The following is a 20,062-nucleotide window of genomic DNA, read 5'->3' as shown; positions in this document are numbered from 1 at the left end:
CAGAGGTTAGTATGAAGCAATATGATGTAGTCATTGCTGGTGGTGCCATGGCTGGTGCAACGTTAGCATTGGCGATTGACCATTTGTCTCAGGGAAAGCTCCGCATTGCCGTCGTTGAGCCTTTTAAAGCACAATCAGATATGCACCCTGGTTTTGACTCTCGCTCAATCGCATTGTCTTACGGTACTGTCAATCTGTTGCGTCAACTACAGCTCTGGACGTCAGTAGAACCGTTTGTCACACCCATTGAACATATCCACGTTTCTGACCGTTCTCATGCTGGGATGACGGAGATTACCAAGCAAGAGGTTGGGGTTGAAGCTCTAGGGTATGTTGTAGAATTAGCCGATGTTGGGCGTGTATATCAAGAATTATTAGACAGTAGCGAGTCAATTACGCTGTTTTGTCCTGACTCCGTTACCGATATCGAGCGCGAGCAAAACTGTACCCATGTGACGTTGAAAAGTGGTGAGCAACTTGAAGCAAAACTGCTGGTGGCTGCAGATGGTGCTGTTTCGACCTGTTGTCAGAAAATTGGTCTAGAACTTTCTGAGCAAGATTTTGAACAAGTGGCTGTCATTGCCAATATTGTGACTCAAGAACCTCATCAAGGTAGAGCCTTTGAACGTTTTACTGAGAATGGCCCTGTTGCTTTATTGCCAATGAGTGACAATCGAATGTCCTTAGTTTGGTGTTTGCACCCTGAAGAAGCCCAAGCCGTTCTTGAGTTATCTGATCAAGCATTTCTCCAGCGTTTACAGAACGATTTTGGTTGGCGTTTAGGCGCGATGAAAAAAGTGGGGCGCCGTGCAAGTTACCCATTGCTTCTTCGCCATCGAAAGCAAAATATTTCACATCGCTTTGCGATTGTTGGAAATGCGGCGCAAACGCTGCACCCGATAGCTGGACAAGGCTTTAATCTCGGTATTCGCGATGTAGTCTCACTAGCAGAAGAAATTGTGCAGCAAAGTGAGGATGTGGGTCTTTATCAAGGCCTGATGCGCTTTAGTCAACGTAGAGAAGCAGATCGAAGCGAAACTATTTGGCTAACCAGTGCCTTAGTACATGTTTTTTCAAATGATTTACCCGCGATGCGAATTGGCCGAAATACTGCCTTAGCAGCGATGGATAACCTTTCTATTTTTAAGCAGCCGCTACTACGCCATACACTTGGCTTGGTAAAACGATGAACGGCCGCACTGAATTAGGTAATAAAAAGCAATGATGCAAAGTGTAGATATCGCCATCATCGGCGGAGGGATGGTTGGGTTGGCACTTGCTGCCGCGTTCAAAGACAGTGATCTGCGTGTCGCCGTTATTGAAGGTAAAGTGCCAGATGATTCGTTGAAAGAATTACCCGATGTTCGTGTGTCTGCGCTGAGCCGCTCTAGTGAGACGATTTTGCGTAAACTTGGTGCTTGGCAGGGCATAGAACAGCGCCGAGCTTCACCTTACCATGGCATGGAAGTATGGGAACAAGATAGCTTTGCCAACATTGAATTTAATGCACAAAGTATGGCACAACCTGATTTAGGGCATATTGTTGAGAATCGTGTGATTCAACTTGCGCTGCTTGAACAAGTCCAAAAGCTCGATAACGTCACGATGTTTATGCCCGCACGTTGCGCGACTCTCGCGGTTGGTGAGCAAGAAAGCTGGCTGACGCTCGATAATGGCCAAGCCATGACCGCTAAATTAGTGGTCGGAGCCGATGGGGCGAATTCGTGGCTTCGCCATCAAATGGATATTCCATTAACGCATTGGGACTATGGTCATCATGCTTTGGTCGCGAATGTCAAAACTGCCATGCCACACAACAGCATTGCGCGCCAGATATTTACTCCTCACGGACCGTTGGCATTTTTGCCAATGTCGCAACCAGATATGTGCTCTATTGTTTGGTCCACGGAGCCAAATCGAGCAGAGCAGTTAGTGGCAATGAGTGAACATGATTTCAATAAAGCGTTGACGAGTGAGTTTGATGCTCGACTTGGTCTATGTGAAGTAGTGGGAGAGCGTGCTGCGTTTCCTTTGAAAATGCGCTATGCGCGAGATTTTGTCGTCGAGCGAGTCGCGCTGGTTGGTGATGCAGCTCATACCATTCATCCATTAGCGGGGCAGGGTGTGAATTTAGGTTTATTAGATGCGGCCAGTCTTGCTCAAGAGGTGTTAGCACTTTGGAAGCAGGGACAAGATATCGGTAGTAAACGCAACCTAAGAAGCTACGAGCGTTGGCGAAAAGCGGAAGCGGCAAAGATGATCGCTACTATGCAAGGGTTTCGAGATTTGTTCTCTGGCGAGAACCCAGCTAAGAAGCTCGTTCGTGGCATTGGCTTAAGTTTAGCGGGGCAACTGCCGGGAGCGAAAGATGAGATCATGAAGCGCGCGCTTGGTTTAAAGGGACACTTGCCGGATCTGGCGCGTCAGTAAGTGCAAAGCGAACTTCAAATACACAAAAGGCTGGTTAATCCAGCCTTTGTTTTATCAACATTTTGCTAAGCATATGCGCATCGGAGTTTCATTATTTCTTGATTGATCTCTTTGACCGCTCGGAAATGGCGTTGCTCTGCTTTCTCCGGCAGTATTAACTTACCGTTATCAAACTCGAATCTACCGACCCCGTAAATATAAATTCTTCCTTTAAAAAGACGACTTATATGTTTAGCAATCATACTTGGTGTATAGCGCTTAAACAGTCTCATATTTACTTTCCTTTTATCTAACCTAGCCTAGGTATTCTACGTTCTGGACGCGAAAATTATTGTGACAGCAATAGTATTAAATACAGATGTAGGGTGTTGCGTCAGAGAATTGTGTTGTCTTAGACAATTTGACAGTGTCATCTCTTAAATAGCGTGAGGATTACCCCAAAAATAACCTCTCTAAAGGAACCTTTACGCCAATACACTCCTTTTTACGTGACGCATTAAGCAATAGTTTTGTTACAGAATTAAGAATAGAACGAAAACGGTTGTTTGCTAGTTGTTCCTATTAAGGTCGTGCCTCGCGCAACACACTTTACGTTCTAACGATTAGAGGAAATGAAAGAGAAAAAGTTCCACGTAAAAAAAAGCCCGCTTCAGCGGGCGAATAGTCACAGATGCATTACACAAAAGTGGATAACTAACTGCATGAATGCTGTCACTCAGCTAGCTGACTCACTTTATATCGGTTAAGTGCTTGTTTGAAACTTAACCAACAAATTCAGCATATACGAGTTTTATCTTTGTGACTATTTATGTTTTATATGTGATTAAAAATTCTGATGTCTATTTTTGTAGATATGAGCGAGATCACGCAGTGATAGAAACACTACGTGTCATTACATTGTTTTTAGACGATTAACGACAGATCTCAGCTACGGTCGGCTGACACAATTGGATAAGATCTTGGATAGAAAGCGCCAGTCCAGCCATGCGATCGCCACTGCTGATCGTGACTTCCTGTTCTTCTAGTAAGCTGGGGTCGAACACGATTGGCATATGACGTTTTAGTAGCAGAGGAGTGACAGTACCAATTTTGTAACCAGTGATGGACTCAACGTCGGCTTGATCAACACAAGTCATCCGGCGACATTTCAGTAACGAGCGCACTTTTTTGGGATCAACGCTACGATCACCTGGCGCACAGGCGAGTGCATATTGATTACCCATGTCTCGTAGCAAGATTGCTTTCACCATTTGAGAAGGGCGAATGCCGCGTTGGTGCGCGGCATCCTCAATGGTGGTTGCTGGTCTTTGATGCGGTAACAGACGAAACGGAATGTGTTGGTCTGTGAGAAATTGCATCAAAGGAGTATTGATTGTATTACTCATCATCAAGACTGTAAGGCAGTGATTCGATTGTCCATTCACACTCTGGTTGCGCAACCAAACGAAGACGAGTGTCCTCATCGAGATTATTAGGCAGCACGATCAGGCCAATCGCATGATTGTCACTGAACTGGTAGTGATTTAATAAAGCACCTACTGAACGCCAGTTTTCACCTACGCTGCGTTCGAGCTCAATTGGTTCGTCACTGAATGGAGCAGAAGTTGCACCTTTTACGATATACATCGCACGTTTATTGGTACCGCGATACTTCGCTCGTGCTACCGTTTCTTGTCCCGTGTAGCAGCCCTTTGTGAAGCTAATGCCTCCTAAAGCTTGCACGTTGAGTGCTTGTGGAATGTGAGCATTCTGCGCGGATGCAGAGACAAATGGTAAACCTGCCTCAATATCGAAACGATTCCAAAGCTCATTTGTCGTAAAGACAGCGTCGGTAGTTTCAACGATTTGCTGTGCTTCTGGCGCACTTAATATCAGTAACCAGCGATCTTGTGCAACTTGCACTGCTGTACCGCCGTCTACTGGGCGAACGCTGCCAGTTGTCTTGCTCATTGTTGAAATGAATTCGTCGGCTTTGACGCCAGCAACACCTAAGATAACGTCATCAGAAGCTTCAATCGTTACTTTAGAGAAAATGGCGTATTTCTTTATTTCATTAAGTTCTACGTCAATCGCCGATTTTGGTTGGATCATGCCGTAGCCATCATGATGATGGAAAAGGCGGAACACGCTCCACACTTTTCCTTTTGCATCACAATGTGCGCCCAGTGTTGATTGGTCTTGTTCTAAAGAAACAACATCGCAGGTAACCTGACCTTGTAAGTATGATTTTTTATCGTCACCGATCATGGTGATCATGCCGAAGTTATCCAGCAGTGAGATAGATAACTCTGGAAGTGCGTCTTGAGTTGAGAGAGGTAATGCTGAAAAACGAGTTTGCCATTCCATAATTACAATGCCTTTTGAAGATATTTTTCCGCTATGTTATACCCAAATAACCTTGAGATACTAGGGGAGCGATTTACGAATCAACATTTGTCTGCTTTCACTATCGTATTGTGACCCGCACACTAGTGACGTAGCACATCCCTTGTTACACTCCGCACTAACAACAAGACATCTATGAAGGAATAGTGAATGTACACTCCGGAAGAAAAAGCGCGTATTAAATGGGCTTGTCGTCGAGGCATGCTTGAGCTTGACGTAGTAATTATGCCGTTTTTTGAAGAGTGCTTTGATACTCTGAGTGAACAAGAGCAGCGTGACTTTGTTTCTTTACTTGAATGCGATGATCCTGATCTGTTTACTTGGGTAATGGGGCATGGCCGTAGCGAAAATTTAGGTCATGCAGCAATGGTTGATAAAATTGTCGCCCATAACCTCAGCAAAGTTCGTTAATTTTACTGCTTCTCCCTCTCTGACTGCCCGAGTCCTCAATGTTGTACTTTTCTTATTGATGACTTGGGCTGTTATCTTCTCTAGTGTTCCACTCGTATTATCGACTTATTTGTTATTACTGATTGTTAAGGCTCTCTCAAGCCAAGGCCTTGTTCAACCTACAAGTCATGGGCATTGGTATGTGCACTGCGATGGCTCGGTTAGGTTTGATGCCCTTGAATGTGGCGAATACTCGGAAGATATTGAGTCCGAAAAGGGTCATTTACAGCGAGTCGATACATCGGCATCACCATTCAAGATAACATTCCAATTGCAATCTGGCCGTAGTGTTACGATTTGGCGTGATAGCTGTGACGATGAGCAGTATCGTCAACTATCTTTGGTATTACGCCAATGGGAAATGAAACAGGGAGCTAATGCTCCCTGTTGATGTAATAGTTTAATTGGTAAAGTTAAAGCTGTTTAGCTGGAACCAAAATCGTTGGTCCGCTGTTTTCCAGTTGGTTCGGATAATCAAGCGTGTAGTGCAAACCTCGACTCTCTTTACGCTGCATCGCACAACGAACCATCAACTCTGCTACTTGTAAAAGGTTACGCAGTTCTAATAAGTTGTTCGACACTCGGAAATTGCTGTAGTACTCGTGTGTTTCTTGTTGCAACAGTTGGATACGGCGTAAGGCGCGCTCTAAACGTTTGTCAGTTCGCACAATGCCCATGTAGTCCCACATAAACAGACGAAGCTCGTGCCAGTTGTGCTGAATGATCACTTCTTCATCACTATTGGTTACTTTGCTTTCATCCCAACATGGCACCTGTGAGGGTAGCTCAACGTTAGTGTGATGTTTTAGAATATCTTTTGCCGCAGACCAAGCATAAACCACACATTCGAGAAGTGAGTTTGATGCCATGCGGTTAGCACCATGCAGCCCGGTGTAGCTAACTTCACCAATCGCATACAAATTTTTCAGATCGGTGCAGCCATTTCTATCCACCATGACACCGCCACAAGTGTAGTGTGCAGCAGGTACGATTGGGATTGGCTCTTTAGTCATGTCGATGCCCAAATCCATCAAACGTGAATAAATGGTTGGGAAGTGTTTCGTAATAAAGTCAGCAGGCTTATGACTGATGTCGAGATACATACAGTCTGCGCCTAAACGCTTCATTTCGAAGTCGATAGCACGAGCCACCACGTCACGCGGAGCAAGCTCTTTACGTTCATCGAAATCTGGCATAAAGCGAGAGCCATCTGGACGACGCAGGTAAGCACCTTCGCCACGCAACGCTTCAGTCAGCAAGAAGTTACGTGCTTCTGGGTGATATAAACACGTCGGATGGAACTGGTTAAATTCCATATTCGCCACACGACACCCTGCACGCCAAGCAATCGCAATACCATCACCAGACGACACATCTGGGTTAGAGGTGTATTGATAAACCTTTGAAGCACCACCTGTAGCGAGAACCACAAATTTGGCTCGCACGGTTTCGACATGCTCTTCGTTGCGGTTCCAAATATAAGCACCGATAACTTTGTTTTTATCACCGCCAATTTTGTCTTCGGTGATTAAGTCCAGAGCATTGTGACGTTCGAGAACATGAATGTTTGGATGGTTATGAGCGTTATCTTGCAGGGAGGTTTGCATCGCCATACCTGTCGCATCTGCCGCGTGAAGAATACGACGACGGCTATGACCACCTTCACGAGTTAAGTGGTAGCGAGGTTCATCGTCAGAGTCATCTTCTTCACGATCAAATGGGACACCACCGTCAATCAACCACTGTACACACTCTTTTGAATGCTCAGCAATGAACCTTACGGTCTCCTCATCGCAAATACCATCCCCGGCGATTTGCGTGTCTTCAACGTGTGAATCAATGGTGTCTGACTCATCAAATACGGCAGCGATACCGCCTTGAGCATAGTAGGTCGCCCCTTCGCTGCGTGGTCCTTTACTCAGCACCATCACCTTACAGTGGTTAGCAACGCGCAAAGCCAACGACAAACCTGCCGCGCCACTCCCTACCACTAATACATCACACTCATGTTCACGATTTGTGTTCATATAACTTTTATAATCCCAAGCTAAGGTAACAAAGTTACCTTGTGTATTATTTGCACACCATGTGCATTCCATTATCGCGACATCTGTCGCTAAGGGCTAAGTTGGGAGACCTATCGACGCCCGTGTTACGGCGGTGACTGAGCCACTCTTCTTTTTCATGCAGAGCATGAGCATGCTTCCTAAGTTATAATTTGTAACGCGGTGTTCAGATAGCCATTAGCCATGCAAATGAAAAGTAATAGTTTGTCAATGCCATTGCTTTTCCATGCCCGACCCAGCACAATCTGGGACAGAGATCATTCATTATACCCATTTCCCTCCAAGATGCTCGCTTGTCAAACTTAGACTAAAGTCAGGCAGCGGTGGTCATTTGGGTACAGACATCACACTGTGAAAAAACAATGACAAAAAACTTGAGAAACCATGGAACTTTCTCATTCACGTTAGGGTCACAATAGTGCTCAAGTAAGCAGTGGTGTCAATACTACGTTTTGCATAATTAGTACCCATATCTGAGAAGAGTAGGGGCATAACAAATAGGAGTATCCGCTCGAATGAACGAGCAGCTGACCGATCAAGTATTGATTGAGCGAGTTCAGAATGGCGATAAGCAAGCATTCAACCTGTTGGTAACAAAGTACCAGAATAAGGTATGTAATCTTATTTCCAGATACGTTAGTAATCCTGGCGATGTACCAGATGTAGCACAAGAAGCGTTTATTAAAGCTTACCGAGCTATCCCTAGCTTTCGTGGGGAAAGTGCGTTTTATACGTGGCTGTATCGCATTGCAGTGAATACTGCGAAAAATCACATTGTTGCTCAAGGGCGTAGACCTCCAGCGACAGATGTCGATGCTGAAGATGCTGAATTTTACGAAACAGGTAGTGCACTTAAAGAAATATCGAACCCTGAGAACTTAACGTTGTCCAAAGAATTGCAACGGGTGGTGTTCAGTGCAATCGAAGCTTTACCTGAAGATTTAAAAACCGCAATGACATTACGAGAGCTCGACGGCTTGAGTTATGAAGAAATTGCAGAAGTGATGGATTGCCCGGTAGGAACGGTACGATCGCGTATCTTCCGTGCTCGTGAGGCGGTGGAAAAGAAAATCAGACCTCTTTTGCAACGCTAGTACAAGTAATAACTATGGTGAAAATAATGGCTGACAAAGAAAAACTTTCAGCTCTCATGGATGGAGAATTGGTCGATAAGGCTTTAATTCAAGAGTTAGAGCAAGACCAAGAGAGCCGTGATGCTTGGCAGAACTATCACCTGATTGGTGATGTGATGCGAGGCGAAGCGCCAGCAAAACCTGAGTGGAATATTGCTGAAAGCGTGGCGTTAGCGTTAGAAGATGAACCTGCACACCGTGCGTTTGATTCGCACAGTGCAAATGTTATCTCAATTGCGGATACGCCAAAAGAGTCGCAACCAGAACCGCAAAAAGCAAAACGTCAGTTGCCAGGTTGGTTGACGCAGTTTGGTCAAGTTGCTGTTGCTGCATGTGTATCGCTTGTTGTTATTTTAGGTGTACAGCAGTACGGTGGTAGCGATTCAATGTCGCCGCAAACAGATCAATTACCTGTATTGCAGACGGTTCCGTTTGCTGGCAGCGCAGAACCAGTGAGTTTGACTCGTGAGTCTGTAGAACGTTCTGTAGGCGAGGCAAATATGCAAGAGCAGCGCAAGCGTGTTCATGCTATGCTGCGAGACTACGAATTGCAGTTACGAATTAACAGTGATGCATCTCAACAAGATGCAAATCTGAATCCGGATATTGAATGAAAAAATTTCTGATCAGCGCTTGCGCTCTGTTCAGTATGATGTCTTCTCAAGCCTTTGCTGGTGATAAGCCAGCGGAGGCTTTATTGCATCAAATGAGCGAGGCGAGTAAGAATTTAAGTTACGAACTCTCTTATATCCTTATCAAAAAGAACAGCATTGAGCCGTTGCTGTATCGTCATGCCACGCATGGTGACGATCAATATGCTCATCTTGTCTACTTAAGTGGCCCTGTGCGTGAAGTGATTCGTCGCGGAACTGAAGTAAGTTATATCGAAACGGGTTTAGAACCGTTCACCATCGAGTCAGGTAAAATGGTCGCTCCGACGATGCCTATGCTCAACACCAATATCGATGAGCTAAACTTGTATTACGACTATGTAAAAGTGGGCAGAGCTCGTGAAGCTGGTGTGGCAACACAAGTGCTGCGTATTGTTCCTAAAGACGGTCTGCGCTATTCATACGTACTATGGATCGATGAAAAGAGTAAATTGCCGTTACGTGCCGACCTTGTGGACCGCGATGGTGAAATGCTTGAACAATATCGCACTATTTCTTACACGGTAAACCCAAAAATCGCAGAGTTAATGAGTGGCTTGCAAGATGTTCAATTACCTGCTGTTCTAACCATGCCAAAAGGCGATATTGGGACCAGTAATTGGCAGGTTGGTTGGATCCCTGAGGGTTTCGAGCCGAACGAGCTCAACCGCTATCGTATGGCCGTTACTAACCAAATGGTGGAGAGTCAGCTGTATTCTGATGGTCTGTTTAGCTTCTCTGTTTACGTAGCAAACAAAGATGAGCATTCGTTAAAAGGGCAGTTGGTTCGCCAAGGCAGAAGAACGCTACACAGTTTTGTGAGCGGTCAACATGAAATCTCTGTTGTAGGAGACATTCCACCGACCACAGCACAGCGTATCGCCCAATCTGTCACATTTAATGTAACAAAGAGTAAATAACAATGATGACCGCGTTGGCTACCGTGACAGACGTGCATCGTCGCGGCAAGCAATTCGAAATTGATTTAAGTTGCGAACAGCAGACCAGTTGCAGTAGTTGCTCTTCACAGAAAAGCTGTGGAACGGGCGTTGTTACTAAAGCCATTGGTAACAAGAGTTTATCTTGGCACCTGCGCACGGATAAATCGGTGAAAATAGGTCAAGTCGTCGAGATTGGTTTTCCTGAGTCAAGCCTAATAAAATCAGCAATGGCGGTTTATTTACTGCCATTGTTTGGTTTGATTATCGGTGCGATGTTTGGTCACTTCCTGTTAGCGCCGCTGACAGCCGGCGGGGAAGGCATCATCATATTGGCATCGGTATTGTTTGCCGCTGGTGGAATGTGGATCGCAAAACGTGTTTCTCGTCCGTTAGAAGATGAATCCAAGCGCCAAGTTACCCTCGTTCGGGTACTTGGAGAGCCAATCCAGTAAGTGCTGCCCCCCTCCACTAAAGGTTATTTGGGTATGTACTTTAAATTACGTGCGCCCGTTAACGAAATTCGGTAGAATCTGCCAACTTGATTGAAATGCCGTCAGTAGATGGCGTTTCTTACTGTCCCTATTTGTAAAGAGTTAGTCACCCTAAATCTATGAAGCACATTCGTAACTTTTCGATTATCGCCCACATCGACCATGGTAAGTCGACCCTATCAGACCGTCTAATCCAAGTTTGTGGCGGGTTAACCGATCGTGAAATGGCCGCACAGGTTCTGGATTCTATGGATCTTGAACGTGAGCGTGGCATCACCATCAAATCTCAGAGTGTGACGCTAAACTACACCGCTAAAGACGGTGAGACGTATCAGCTGAACTTCATCGATACTCCGGGGCACGTTGACTTTGCATATGAAGTATCACGTTCTCTAGCGGCTTGTGAGGGTGCGCTATTGGTTGTGGATGCGGGTCAAGGTGTTGAAGCTCAAACACTGGCTAACTGTTACACCGCGATCGAAATGGATCTAGAGGTTGTGCCAATCTTGAACAAGATTGACCTACCAGCAGCCGATCCTGAGCGTGTAGCGGAAGAAATTGAAGAAATCGTTGGTATTGATGCGATGGACGCAACACGCTGTTCTGCGAAGACAGGTCTGGGTGTTGAGGACGTTCTAGAAAACATCGTATCAGCAATTCCAGCGCCAGAAGGTGATCCTGATGCGCCGCTACAAGCGCTGATCATTGACTCATGGTTTGATAACTATCTTGGCGTAGTATCTTTGGTACGAATCAAAAACGGTTCACTGAAGAAGAACGACAAGATCAAAGTAATGAGCACAGGCCAAGTTTGGGGTGTAGACCGCCTTGGTATCTTTACGCCAAAACAAGTAGATACCGATACCCTTCGTACTGGTGAAGTAGGTTGGGTTGTTTGTGGTATCAAAGACATTCTTGGTGCCCCTGTTGGTGATACGCTGACTCTAGCGAAGAATGGTTGTGATAAACCGCTACCAGGCTTTAAGAAAGTTAAACCTCAGGTTTACGCAGGTCTGTTCCCAGTATCTTCTGACGATTACGAGAACTTCCGTGACGCACTAGGCAAACTAAGCCTTAACGACGCATCGCTATTCTACGAGCCAGAAAACTCTGCGGCACTTGGCTTTGGTTTCCGTTGTGGTTTCCTTGGCATGTTGCACATGGAAATCATCCAAGAGCGTCTAGAGCGTGAATACGACTTGGATCTTATCACCACAGCACCAACGGTAGTTTACGAAGTTGAGAAGACGGATGGCGATCTGCTGTATGTTGATAGCCCAGCAAAACTACCAGCGATCAATGATATTGAAGAAATTCGTGAACCGATTGCGCGTTGTAATATCCTTGTGCCTTCAGAGTACCTAGGTAATGTAATCACCCTGTGTGTTGAAAAGCGAGGCAGTCAAGTTGATATGGTTTACCACGGTAACCAAGTCGCTGTGACTTACGATATTCCAATGGCTGAAGTGGTACTGGATTTCTTCGATCGTCTGAAATCAACATCACGCGGTTACGCATCTTTGGATTACAACTTCCAGCGTTTTGAAGCTTCGAACATGGTACGTGTAGACGTTCTTCTTAACGGTGACACTGTTGATGCATTGGCGATGATCACACACAAAGATCAGTCTCAGACTCGCGGTCGTCAGTTGGTAGAGAAGATGAAAGAATTCATCCCTCGCCAAATGTTTGATATCGCAATCCAAGCGGCAATTGGTAACCACATTATCGCTCGTTCAACGGTAAAACAGTTGCGTAAGAACGTTATTGCGAAATGTTACGGCGGTGACGTAAGTCGTAAGAAGAAACTTCTGAAGAAACAGAAAGAAGGTAAGAAACGCATGAAGCAGATCGGTAACGTTGAGCTGCCTCAAGAAGCGTTCCTAGCCATCCTTCACGTAGGTAAAGACTAAAGTTGAACTTTGTCTCACACTTGTCGGTCTTAAGACGTTAGATATTAAAATAAGTGAAAGGGTTTCGGCTCTTTCACTTTCGTATTTTTAGATAAGGGAATTTAATGGCTAATACATTCTCACTGATGTTGGTTATTGCGACTTTGGTAACTGGCGTGGTTTGGCTATTGGAAAAGCTGGTTTTCGCGAAAAAGCGTCAGGAAAAACTGGCTGAGATTCAAGCTCAGACGTCTAATGGTTTGGATGCAGTGACCTTGCAAAAAGTTGAGCGTCAGCCTTGGTGGGTTGAAAATAGCGTCTCTATTTTCCCTGTGATCGCGTTCGTTTTAGTATTACGTTCTTTTATCTACGAACCATTTCAAATCCCATCAGGCTCAATGATGCCTACCTTGCTGGTTGGCGATTTCATTTTAGTTGAGAAGTACGCGTACGGTCTAAAAGACCCAGTATGGCGTACTCAGCTAGTGGAAACTGGTAAGCCTGAGCGTGGTGATATCGTGGTATTCAAATACCCACCACAACCAAGTGTGGACTACATTAAGCGTGTAGTTGGTTTACCTGGTGATATCGTGCGTTATTCAAGTGATAAGCAGCTTTGCGTGCAAAGCCAAGGCGAATCGGCATGTAAGCCAGTTAAACTGAGCAATGTTGAAGAAAGTCAGTTTAGCTCGAACGGTATTCCAATGATCCAACTGGATGAAAAATTGGGTAACGTTGAGCACAATATTTTGGTTAACCCTCTTGTGCGTAACCGCGTGGAGCAATATTTCCCACGTAGCGGCACGACAGAGTGGGTTGTACCACAAGGTCAGTATTTTGTGATGGGTGATAACCGTGACAACAGTGCTGACAGCCGTTACTGGGGCTTTGTTCCAGAAGCAAACTTAGTCGGTAAAGCTGTCGCGATCTGGATCAGCTTCGAGTTTGATCGTGGCGCAGATAGTGTTCTACCTTCATGGATTCCAACTGGTGTGCGTTTTAACCGCATCGGTGGCATTCACTAACCATTCAAATATCGAGAGAGTATGAATTCTCCAATTGATAAACTAGAGAGAAAGCTCGGCTATCAGTTTCAAGATGCCGGGCTTATCAATTTGGCGCTGACGCACCGCAGCGCCAACAGTAAGCACAATGAACGTCTTGAGTTTCTGGGCGATTCAATTTTAAGTTTTGTCATCGCTGATGATCTGTACCATCGTTTCCCAAAAGTGAACGAAGGTGACATGAGCCGCATGCGTGCTACTTTGGTTCGCGGACATACATTGGCGGAACTGGGTCGTGAATTCGATCTAGGAGATTATTTAAAATTAGGTCCAGGTGAATTGAAGAGTGGCGGTTTTCGCCGAGACTCTATTTTAGCCGATGCGGTTGAAGCCATTATTGGCGCAATTTACCTAGACAGTGATCTTGAAGTTGTGCGAGGCATTGTACTGAGTTGGTATCAGTCACGCCTTGAAGCCATTAAACCAGGCGTTTCACAGAAAGATCCGAAAACTCGCCTACAAGAGTTCCTACAAGGCAGAAGAAAACCGCTGCCTGTCTACACAGTGACTAATATTAAAGGTGAAGCGCACAACCAAGAGTTCACGGTTGAGTGCGAAGTAGCAGGTGTGGATAAGCCTGTAATCGGTAAAGGCACCAGCCGCCGCAAGGCAGAACAAGCGGCTGCTGAAACAGCACTTGAGCAATTAACAAATGGCTGATAACGAATTCGATATCGATGCGTTTTTCGCATCACAGGGTGAGCCAAGCTCGCCAGAAAACCAACACTGTGGCTTTATTGCGATTGTTGGTCGTCCAAACGTAGGTAAGTCGACACTTTTGAACAAGATTTTGGGTCAGAAGATTTCGATCACCTCTCGTAAGCCGCAAACGACACGCCACCGTATTATGGGTGTGGATACGGACGGCGATTACCAAGCGATTTACGTCGACACGCCTGGACTTCACATTGAAGAAAAGCGTGCGATCAACCGTTTGATGAACCGTGCTGCTAACTCGTCATTGAGTGATGTAAACCTTGTGTTCTTCTTAGTCGATGGTACGCATTGGACTAAAGACGATGAGATGGTGCTGACCAAACTTCAAAAATCGAACTTCCCAGTTGTGCTTTGTGTAAACAAAGTCGACAACGTACAAGATCGTAACGACGTGATGCTACACATGGCGGAGATGTCGAAGAAGATGGACTTCGTGGATGTTGTGCCAATCTCTGCCAAGCAAGGTAAGAACATTGATGTACTGCGTAAGCACGTGCGTAATCACTTACCTAAAGCAACGCATCACTTCCCAGAAGAATACGTGACTGACCGTTCTCAGCGTTTTATGGCGTCTGAGATTGTGCGTGAAAAGCTGATGCGCTTTACTGGTGAAGAGCTGCCATACTCAGTAACGGTTGAGATTGAGCGTTTTGATTACAACCCAGAAACCGACGGTTTCCACATCAATGCCTTGATTCTTGTTGAGCGTAATGGCCAGAAGAAAATGGTGATTGGCAAAGGCGGCGAGAAGATTAAAACCATTGGTCGCGAAGCGCGTTTAGATATGGAAGAATTGTTCGGTCGTAAGGTTTACCTAGAAACTTGGGTAAAAGTGAAATCTGGCTGGGCAGACGACGAACGAGCGTTGCGATCGTTGGGTTATATAGACGATTTATAATCTTGGCTGCGAAGGTGCTTCGCTCCAACATCGATGAAAAATCAGTATCGATTAAAATAAGGAGCCGCTCGGCTCCTTATTTTTTATTTCACACTTTTTAGGCACAATGACTTAGATGAGTAATCTGTCTTCCGAAGGTTTACAGCGCTGTTTTGTATTGCACCGACGCCCTTACAGTGAATCGAGCTTAATCCTTGATGTATTTAGTGAGGAATATGGCCGAATGACTTTAATGGCCAAAGGCGCGCGCAGTAAGCGTTCGAACTTAAAAGGCGCATTGCAACCTTTTACCCCGCTATTACTTAAATGGTCGGGGAAAGGCTCAATGAAAACTTTGCGTCAAGCCGAGCCGATAAGCCTAGGTTTGCCGTTAACGGGCATTAATCTCTACTCAGCCATGTACGTCAATGAACTGATTGGCCGTATTTTGATGGCTGAAGTGCCGATGCCAGCACTATTTCATGATTATTTGCATGCGTTAACCGAGTTGGCGCACAACGAGAACCCTGAGCCTGCACTGCGTCGTTTTGAGTTAGCCTTGTTGTCTGCGATGGGGTATGGCGTGGATTTTTTGCATTGTGCAGGTACCGGCGAGCCCGTCGACCCAGAAATGACCTATCGTTACCGGGAACAGAAAGGGTTTATTGCTTCGGTTAGGCGCGATAACCTAACGTTTTTAGGGAATGAACTGATTGCTATCAGTGAGCGGCGGTTCGTCACTAAAGAGCAGCTAAAAGCGGCAAAACGCTTTACACGTATAGCCTTAAAGCCGTATCTTGGCGGCAAACCTTTAAAAAGTCGTGAATTTTTCATTCAGACCCCCAGAGCACGGAGTAACGGAAAATGAGCTCAATTTATTTAGGCGTCAATATCGACCATATTGCCACTCTACGTAATGCACGTGGTACAAAATACCCGGATCCTGTTCACGCTGCTGAAATTGCAGAGCGTGCAGGTGCGGACGGTATCACTATCCACTTACGTGAAGACCGTCGCCATATTTTGGATCGTGATGTACGTATTCTGCGTGAAACCATTCAAACGCGTATGAATCTAGAGATGGCAGTGACGGACGAAATGGTTGAGATTGCGCTGCAAACTAAACCAGAGTTTGTGTGTCTAGTGCCTGAAAAGCGTGAAGAACTGACGACGGAAGGTGGCTTAGATGTAGTAGGGCAGCTTGAAAAAATTAAAGCTGCGACGAAAAAGCTGACAGATGCCGGCATTAAAGTTTCGCTCTTTATTGATGCTGACCGTCAACAGATTGAAGCTGCGAAAAAGTGTGGCGCTCCGTTTATTGAGCTACATACTGGCCACTATGCAGATGCGACGACAGAAGACGAACAGCAAGCTGAACTGAAGAAGATTGCTGCTGGTGCGAGTTATGCACATGACCTAGGTATTATTGTTAATGCCGGGCATGGCCTGACTTATCACAATGTCGCACCAATTGCTGCATTACCAGAAATTTACGAACTCAACATTGGTCACTCAATCATTGGTCGCGCGGTATTTGATGGTTTAAATAAAGCGGTTGCTGACATGAAAGCACTGATGATTGAGGCTCGCCAGTCATAGGGCTATCTAGATGGCGATTATAGGGTTAGGGACCGACATTGCAGAAATTGAGCGTATTGAAAAAGCGTTAGCTCGTAGTGGTGAACCTTTTGCTCAGCGGATTCTTTCAGAAGAAGAAATGGCCAAATTCTCACAGCTTAAGCTGCAAGGTCGTTATCTTGCTAAGCGCTTTGCAGTTAAAGAAGCGGCCTCAAAAGCATTGGGAACAGGGATCGCAAAAGGGGTCACGTTTCACGACTTTTCCATCTCGAACGATGAGCTTGGAAAACCAGTGCTCGCATTGACGGGCACAGCCAAGCAAATAGCGGATGCGATGGGCGTTAACCACATTCACCTGTCCATTTCCGATGAGCGTCATTACGCTGTGGCGACGGTCATTTTTGAATCCTAGCTTGTAAGTCTTAAACAAAATACTAAAAAGCCAGAGCATTTGCTCTGGCTTTTGTTTCTCTTCAATAGATCACTGTTCAAGGTATAACTTTGCGGTTGTTGTTACTTTAATCATTTCATCTTGCAGCTCGAACATTTCAGGCTCAACCTCCTCAAGACTGATCCCTGAGCGCAGTGCTTGCTCAAGCGTCGCACAGAGTGACTTCAGTCTTGGAACGCCACAATATGAACTACTGCCGTGCAGCTTATGGATGACATGAATTAGGTCATCACGAGAGATATCTTCTTGCTCCAGAGCTTGGTCAACGACTGCTTCTACTTCAGGGATGAACTCAATCAACATGCGTAGCATGTCTTTAGCGAGATCCTCTTTATTCGCGCTCTGTTTCAAGGCTGCTTGCCAATCAATAATCACATCCTGCTGAGGCGAAGAAACGGATTGTGGTGCGCTTCCTTCAGGTTCATCAACGTATGAAGGGGCGACTTTGCCAATGCTCTCTGTACAAGCATTTGGGTTCCAGTGAACCAAAACCTGTTGTAGCACATGCTCTTCAATAGGTTTGGTCAAGTAGTCATCCATTCCTGCCGAGAGCAAGCGGTCTCGTTCCCCTGCCATGGCATGTGCCGTTACCGCAATCACTGGCGTGTCTTTATTTAGCTCCAACTCTTTAATGTGCTTACAAGCGGTCACCCCATCCATTTGTGGCATTTGAATATCCATGAAGATTAAATCGTACTTTTTCTCTGTCGCCAGGTTCACCGCTTGCTGGCCATTGCTACAGGCGGTGACGGTTTCTACTCGTTCGCGGAGCAGTGCAGAGATCAGCTTCAAGTTTGCAGGGTTGTCATCCACTGCTAGTACAGTGAGAGGTAAACGGTCCCCTTCGCTTGGCGTAATTGGAGCGCTTAATACCGGTGGCGATTCTACATGTTCGCTAATCAGGCTTTGTAGCAACTTACGGCGAGACAATGGTTTCGTCAGGCACTGGACGTGATGCTCTGTCATTATTTGGTCCGCAAGCGCCAATTCGGTACTCGGTGTCCCTAGGAGAACACTCGGAGCCATGCGTTTCGCTTGTTCTATCCAAGGTGTAATAACTTCCGCATCGTGAGTCTGGTTGGCCGCTAAATTCAACAGTACATAATCATATTGTTCTTCGTTGTTTGGTAGCGAAGAGCGGTAGGTTACTAAAATACCCTCCTGACTTAGAATCTGTTGGGTTACGGATGCGGCTTGCATGTTTGGTTCAATCAGCAGTAACTGCTTCCCAGTCAGAAGTTCCACTTCAATCAGTTCGCTCATTGGCATCTCGGTTGAGTGCAAGCGCACCGTAAACCAGAAGGTTGAACCTTGGTGTAGACGGCTGGTTAAACTGATTTCGCCGCCCATCTGGCTCACCAGTTTCTGAGTGATAACCAGACCAAGACCAGTACCGCCGTAACGACGTGAAATACTTGCATCTGCTTGGCTAAAGGCTTGGAACAACTGCGCTTGCTGACGCTCAGAGATACCAATACCGGTATCACGCACCATGAATTGCAGTTCGACGGAGTCTCCTGATTGAGAGCGCATTTCTACGCTAACATCAATGTTGCCTCGCTCGGTAAACTTGATTGAGTTACCGACTAAGTTCGTCAAAATTTGCTGGATACGTAGTGGATCCCCAACTAAACCTGGTGGAATTTTAGGGTCCACTTTTAGGGTGATTTCTAACCCTTTCTCATGTGCACTTGTGGCTTGTAGGTTAATTACCTCTTCTAAACTTTCTCGGAAATCAAAAGGAATGTTTTCGAGTGCCAGCTTACCCGCTTCAAGTTTCGAGAAGTCGAGAATGTCATTGATGATATTCAGCAGGTTGTTCGCCGATTTCTCAATCGTCTGTAGGTAATCCGTTTGGCTGTTAGAAAGCTGCGTTTTAAGCATTTGACGAGTAAAGCCAATCACCCCATTGAGCGGAGTACGCAGCTCGTGCGACATGTTCGCCAAAAACTCTGACTTAACCCTGGCCGCTTCTTGCGCGCGTTTCTTCGCGATATCCAGCTCAACGTTCTGAATTTCTAGCTGCTCAAGCGTTTCACGTAAGTCGGACGTGGCTTGGTCTATACTGTGCTGCATCTCTACGTGATATTCTGATAACGATACCGCCATGGCGTTGATGCCATTTTTTAGCTGGTCTAACTCACCGTGCATTTTGCCTTCGATACGCACATCCAGATGACCACGGCGAATGCGGTCAACGACATTCTTCATGTGGGTGATAGGTTGGGTCACATCGTGCATTAGACGTGAAGCAAACACACTTGCTAAGCCAAGACCGAGAACCAGAACTAAAAACGCAGAGAAGACTTCTTGATACTGTTGCAGCCTCAAGGAGGAGAGATCTAACTCGACGGCGATGTAACCAATCGCTTTTGTGCCTTGGCTTTCGTTCGACAACTCCGCTAAGTAGTGACCTTCTGACAAAATGGGGACACGCAATATCAGTGAGTTTTCGTAGATTTCCGAATTACCCAGTTGCGGGATCGGTTTATCTTTGGGGAACATTAAGGCTTCAAAATTAGGATGAAAGTTAGAGGTCACAAAGAGCTCATGATGTTCATCAAATACCGCGATACTACGAACAAGTTTGGAGTTTTTGCGGTGCGCGTAGCTTATCAAGCGACGTACCGCCTCACGGCTTTCTGATAGTAGATGAGTTTCACTGGCAATCGCCAGCGGCTCAATAATGCTGTTACCAGTGGTGATAACTTGTTTCTCAAGGTCTTGGTAGCGGTTAAATGAGAAAAAGCCGCTCAGTAATAAACCAATAATGAGAGTGGGAGCGAGAGTTAGTGTAATTACACGTGCTCGTAAGCCATATCTGGTCATGTTATCTAATTACATCGGAGTCTGGATATGGGAAAATAACGCATTATTTCTCAAGCGCACGATAAAGCCTTGAGCAAAGAAGTGACGTCACCGAATAAACGGTAAGCA

At 45.7% G+C, this 20,062-nt stretch carries 20 protein-coding genes; 15 read left to right on the top strand and 5 right to left on the bottom strand.

From position 1 onward, the window contains the following. Positions 1–11 precede the first annotated feature (11 nt). Both ubiH and R7O13_RS17095 read left to right on the top strand, forming a co-directional pair. Positions 12–1,190, top strand: coding sequence for a 2-octaprenyl-6-methoxyphenyl hydroxylase (ubiH, locus tag R7O13_RS17100; protein ID WP_005380974.1), 1,179 nt, complete (start codon positions 12–14; stop codon positions 1,188–1,190). A gap of 31 nt (positions 1,191–1,221) precedes the next feature. Then, complete coding sequence (locus tag R7O13_RS17095) at positions 1,222–2,430, top strand: FAD-dependent 2-octaprenylphenol hydroxylase (protein ID WP_154205028.1); 1,209 nt, start codon at positions 1,222–1,224, stop codon at positions 2,428–2,430. Positions 2,431–2,495: 65 nt separating this feature from the next. On the opposite strand, the gene R7O13_RS17090 is transcribed toward R7O13_RS17095, so the two are convergent. The 3 genes from R7O13_RS17090 to ygfZ all read right to left on the bottom strand — a co-directional run bounded on the left by R7O13_RS17090 (position 2,496) and on the right by ygfZ (position 4,776). Beyond that, a complete protein-coding gene (locus R7O13_RS17090; protein ID WP_005380970.1) occupies positions 2,496–2,702 on the bottom strand; it encodes a DUF1107 domain-containing protein in 207 nt (68 codons plus the stop codon). Positions 2,703–3,341: 639 nt separating this feature from the next. Continuing rightward, on the bottom strand, positions 3,342–3,815 hold the full coding sequence (locus R7O13_RS17085; RefSeq protein ID WP_005384562.1) for an aminoacyl-tRNA deacylase: 474 nt from the start codon (positions 3,813–3,815) through the stop codon (positions 3,342–3,344). Further along, on the bottom strand, positions 3,808–4,776 hold the full coding sequence (ygfZ, locus tag R7O13_RS17080) for a tRNA-modifying protein YgfZ (RefSeq protein WP_054577171.1): 969 nt from the start codon (positions 4,774–4,776) through the stop codon (positions 3,808–3,810). Before ygfZ ends, R7O13_RS17085 begins: the two co-directional genes overlap by 8 nt. A gap of 189 nt (positions 4,777–4,965) precedes the next feature. Between ygfZ and R7O13_RS17075 the strand changes: the two genes are divergently transcribed. Further along, positions 4,966–5,226 (top strand): succinate dehydrogenase assembly factor 2, encoded by a 261-nt coding sequence (locus R7O13_RS17075; RefSeq protein WP_005380951.1) that lies wholly within the window; start codon positions 4,966–4,968, stop codon positions 5,224–5,226. After that, the gene (locus R7O13_RS17070; RefSeq protein ID WP_262665979.1) at positions 5,195–5,656 is read left to right on the top strand and encodes a protein YgfX; all 462 of its coding nucleotides are present in this window, start codon (positions 5,195–5,197) and stop codon (positions 5,654–5,656) included. The genes R7O13_RS17075 and R7O13_RS17070 overlap by 32 nt, the downstream gene beginning before the upstream one ends. Positions 5,657–5,678: 22 nt before the next feature. Here the strand turns inward: R7O13_RS17070 and nadB are convergent, their stop codons facing one another. Next, positions 5,679–7,292, bottom strand: a complete 1,614-nt coding sequence (nadB, locus tag R7O13_RS17065) for an L-aspartate oxidase (RefSeq protein WP_005380947.1) — start codon at positions 7,290–7,292, stop codon at positions 5,679–5,681. Between the two features lie 554 nt (positions 7,293–7,846). Here nadB and rpoE point away from each other — a divergent pair. From rpoE to acpS, 11 genes are all read left to right on the top strand, one after another. Further along, positions 7,847–8,425, top strand: a complete 579-nt coding sequence (gene rpoE / locus R7O13_RS17060) for an RNA polymerase sigma factor RpoE (protein ID WP_005380946.1) — start codon at positions 7,847–7,849, stop codon at positions 8,423–8,425. 26 nt (positions 8,426–8,451) lie between these two features. Next, positions 8,452–9,078, top strand: coding sequence for a sigma-E factor negative regulatory protein (locus tag R7O13_RS17055; protein ID WP_005380944.1), 627 nt, complete (start codon positions 8,452–8,454; stop codon positions 9,076–9,078). Beyond that, complete coding sequence (rseB, locus tag R7O13_RS17050; protein ID WP_005380941.1) at positions 9,075–10,034, top strand: sigma-E factor regulatory protein RseB; 960 nt, start codon at positions 9,075–9,077, stop codon at positions 10,032–10,034. Before R7O13_RS17055 ends, rseB begins: the two co-directional genes overlap by 4 nt. A 2-nt stretch (positions 10,035–10,036) precedes the next feature. Next, a complete protein-coding gene (locus R7O13_RS17045; RefSeq protein ID WP_005380936.1) occupies positions 10,037–10,507 on the top strand; it encodes a SoxR reducing system RseC family protein in 471 nt (156 codons plus the stop codon). 158 nt (positions 10,508–10,665) lie between these two features. After that, positions 10,666–12,459: a translation elongation factor 4 gene (gene lepA / locus R7O13_RS17040; protein ID WP_158156859.1), complete on the top strand. Its 1,794-nt coding sequence runs from the start codon at positions 10,666–10,668 to the stop codon at positions 12,457–12,459. A gap of 104 nt (positions 12,460–12,563) precedes the next feature. After that, on the top strand, positions 12,564–13,463 hold the full coding sequence (gene lepB / locus R7O13_RS17035) for a signal peptidase I (RefSeq protein WP_005380933.1): 900 nt from the start codon (positions 12,564–12,566) through the stop codon (positions 13,461–13,463). Positions 13,464–13,484: 21 nt separating this feature from the next. Next, the gene (gene rnc / locus R7O13_RS17030) at positions 13,485–14,162 is read left to right on the top strand and encodes a ribonuclease III (protein WP_005380932.1); all 678 of its coding nucleotides are present in this window, start codon (positions 13,485–13,487) and stop codon (positions 14,160–14,162) included. Further along, on the top strand, positions 14,155–15,117 hold the full coding sequence (era, locus tag R7O13_RS17025) for a GTPase Era (RefSeq protein WP_005380931.1): 963 nt from the start codon (positions 14,155–14,157) through the stop codon (positions 15,115–15,117). Before rnc ends, era begins: the two co-directional genes overlap by 8 nt. A 115-nt stretch (positions 15,118–15,232) precedes the next feature. Beyond that, a complete protein-coding gene (gene recO, locus R7O13_RS17020; protein WP_005384578.1) occupies positions 15,233–15,964 on the top strand; it encodes a DNA repair protein RecO in 732 nt (243 codons plus the stop codon). Next, positions 15,961–16,695 (top strand): pyridoxine 5'-phosphate synthase, encoded by a 735-nt coding sequence (gene pdxJ / locus R7O13_RS17015; RefSeq protein WP_005384579.1) that lies wholly within the window; start codon positions 15,961–15,963, stop codon positions 16,693–16,695. Before recO ends, pdxJ begins: the two co-directional genes overlap by 4 nt. A gap of 10 nt (positions 16,696–16,705) precedes the next feature. Further along, on the top strand, positions 16,706–17,086 hold the full coding sequence (gene acpS / locus R7O13_RS17010; protein ID WP_005380927.1) for a holo-ACP synthase: 381 nt from the start codon (positions 16,706–16,708) through the stop codon (positions 17,084–17,086). Positions 17,087–17,155: 69 nt separating this feature from the next. Here the strand turns inward: acpS and barA are convergent, their stop codons facing one another. Then, positions 17,156–19,954 (bottom strand): two-component sensor histidine kinase BarA, encoded by a 2,799-nt coding sequence (gene barA / locus R7O13_RS17005; RefSeq protein ID WP_033907441.1) that lies wholly within the window; start codon positions 19,952–19,954, stop codon positions 17,156–17,158. Between the last annotated feature and the right edge of the window lie 108 nt (positions 19,955–20,062).

It is taken from the genome of Vibrio sp. Y176, assembly GCF_033438945.1.
This window is presented reverse-complemented; position numbering and strand designations above follow the sequence as displayed.

Bases quoted from the DNA above. Each gene is read 5' to 3' on its own strand.
- ubiH (WP_005380974.1), top strand. From the start codon at position 12: ATGAAGCAATATGATGTAGTCATTGCTGGTGGTGCCATGGCTGGTGCA.
- R7O13_RS17095 (WP_154205028.1), top strand. From the start codon at position 1,222: ATGATGCAAAGTGTAGATATCGCCATCATCGGCGGAGGGATGGTTGGG.
- R7O13_RS17090 (WP_005380970.1), bottom strand. From the start codon at position 2,702: ATGAGACTGTTTAAGCGCTATACACCAAGTATGATTGCTAAACATATA.
- R7O13_RS17085 (WP_005384562.1), bottom strand. From the start codon at position 3,815: ATGAGTAATACAATCAATACTCCTTTGATGCAATTTCTCACAGACCAA.
- ygfZ (WP_054577171.1), bottom strand. From the start codon at position 4,776: ATGGAATGGCAAACTCGTTTTTCAGCATTACCTCTCTCAACTCAAGAC.
- R7O13_RS17075 (WP_005380951.1), top strand. From the start codon at position 4,966: ATGTACACTCCGGAAGAAAAAGCGCGTATTAAATGGGCTTGTCGTCGA.
- nadB (WP_005380947.1), bottom strand. From the start codon at position 7,292: ATGAACACAAATCGTGAACATGAGTGTGATGTATTAGTGGTAGGGAGT.
- rpoE (WP_005380946.1), top strand. From the start codon at position 7,847: ATGAACGAGCAGCTGACCGATCAAGTATTGATTGAGCGAGTTCAGAAT.
- R7O13_RS17055 (WP_005380944.1), top strand. From the start codon at position 8,452: ATGGCTGACAAAGAAAAACTTTCAGCTCTCATGGATGGAGAATTGGTC.
- rseB (WP_005380941.1), top strand. From the start codon at position 9,075: ATGAAAAAATTTCTGATCAGCGCTTGCGCTCTGTTCAGTATGATGTCT.
- R7O13_RS17045 (WP_005380936.1), top strand. From the start codon at position 10,037: ATGATGACCGCGTTGGCTACCGTGACAGACGTGCATCGTCGCGGCAAG.
- lepA (WP_158156859.1), top strand. From the start codon at position 10,666: ATGAAGCACATTCGTAACTTTTCGATTATCGCCCACATCGACCATGGT.
- lepB (WP_005380933.1), top strand. From the start codon at position 12,564: ATGGCTAATACATTCTCACTGATGTTGGTTATTGCGACTTTGGTAACT.
- rnc (WP_005380932.1), top strand. From the start codon at position 13,485: ATGAATTCTCCAATTGATAAACTAGAGAGAAAGCTCGGCTATCAGTTT.
- era (WP_005380931.1), top strand. From the start codon at position 14,155: ATGGCTGATAACGAATTCGATATCGATGCGTTTTTCGCATCACAGGGT.
- recO (WP_005384578.1), top strand. From the start codon at position 15,233: ATGAGTAATCTGTCTTCCGAAGGTTTACAGCGCTGTTTTGTATTGCAC.
- pdxJ (WP_005384579.1), top strand. From the start codon at position 15,961: ATGAGCTCAATTTATTTAGGCGTCAATATCGACCATATTGCCACTCTA.
- acpS (WP_005380927.1), top strand. From the start codon at position 16,706: ATGGCGATTATAGGGTTAGGGACCGACATTGCAGAAATTGAGCGTATT.
- barA (WP_033907441.1), bottom strand. From the start codon at position 19,954: ATGACCAGATATGGCTTACGAGCACGTGTAATTACACTAACTCTCGCT.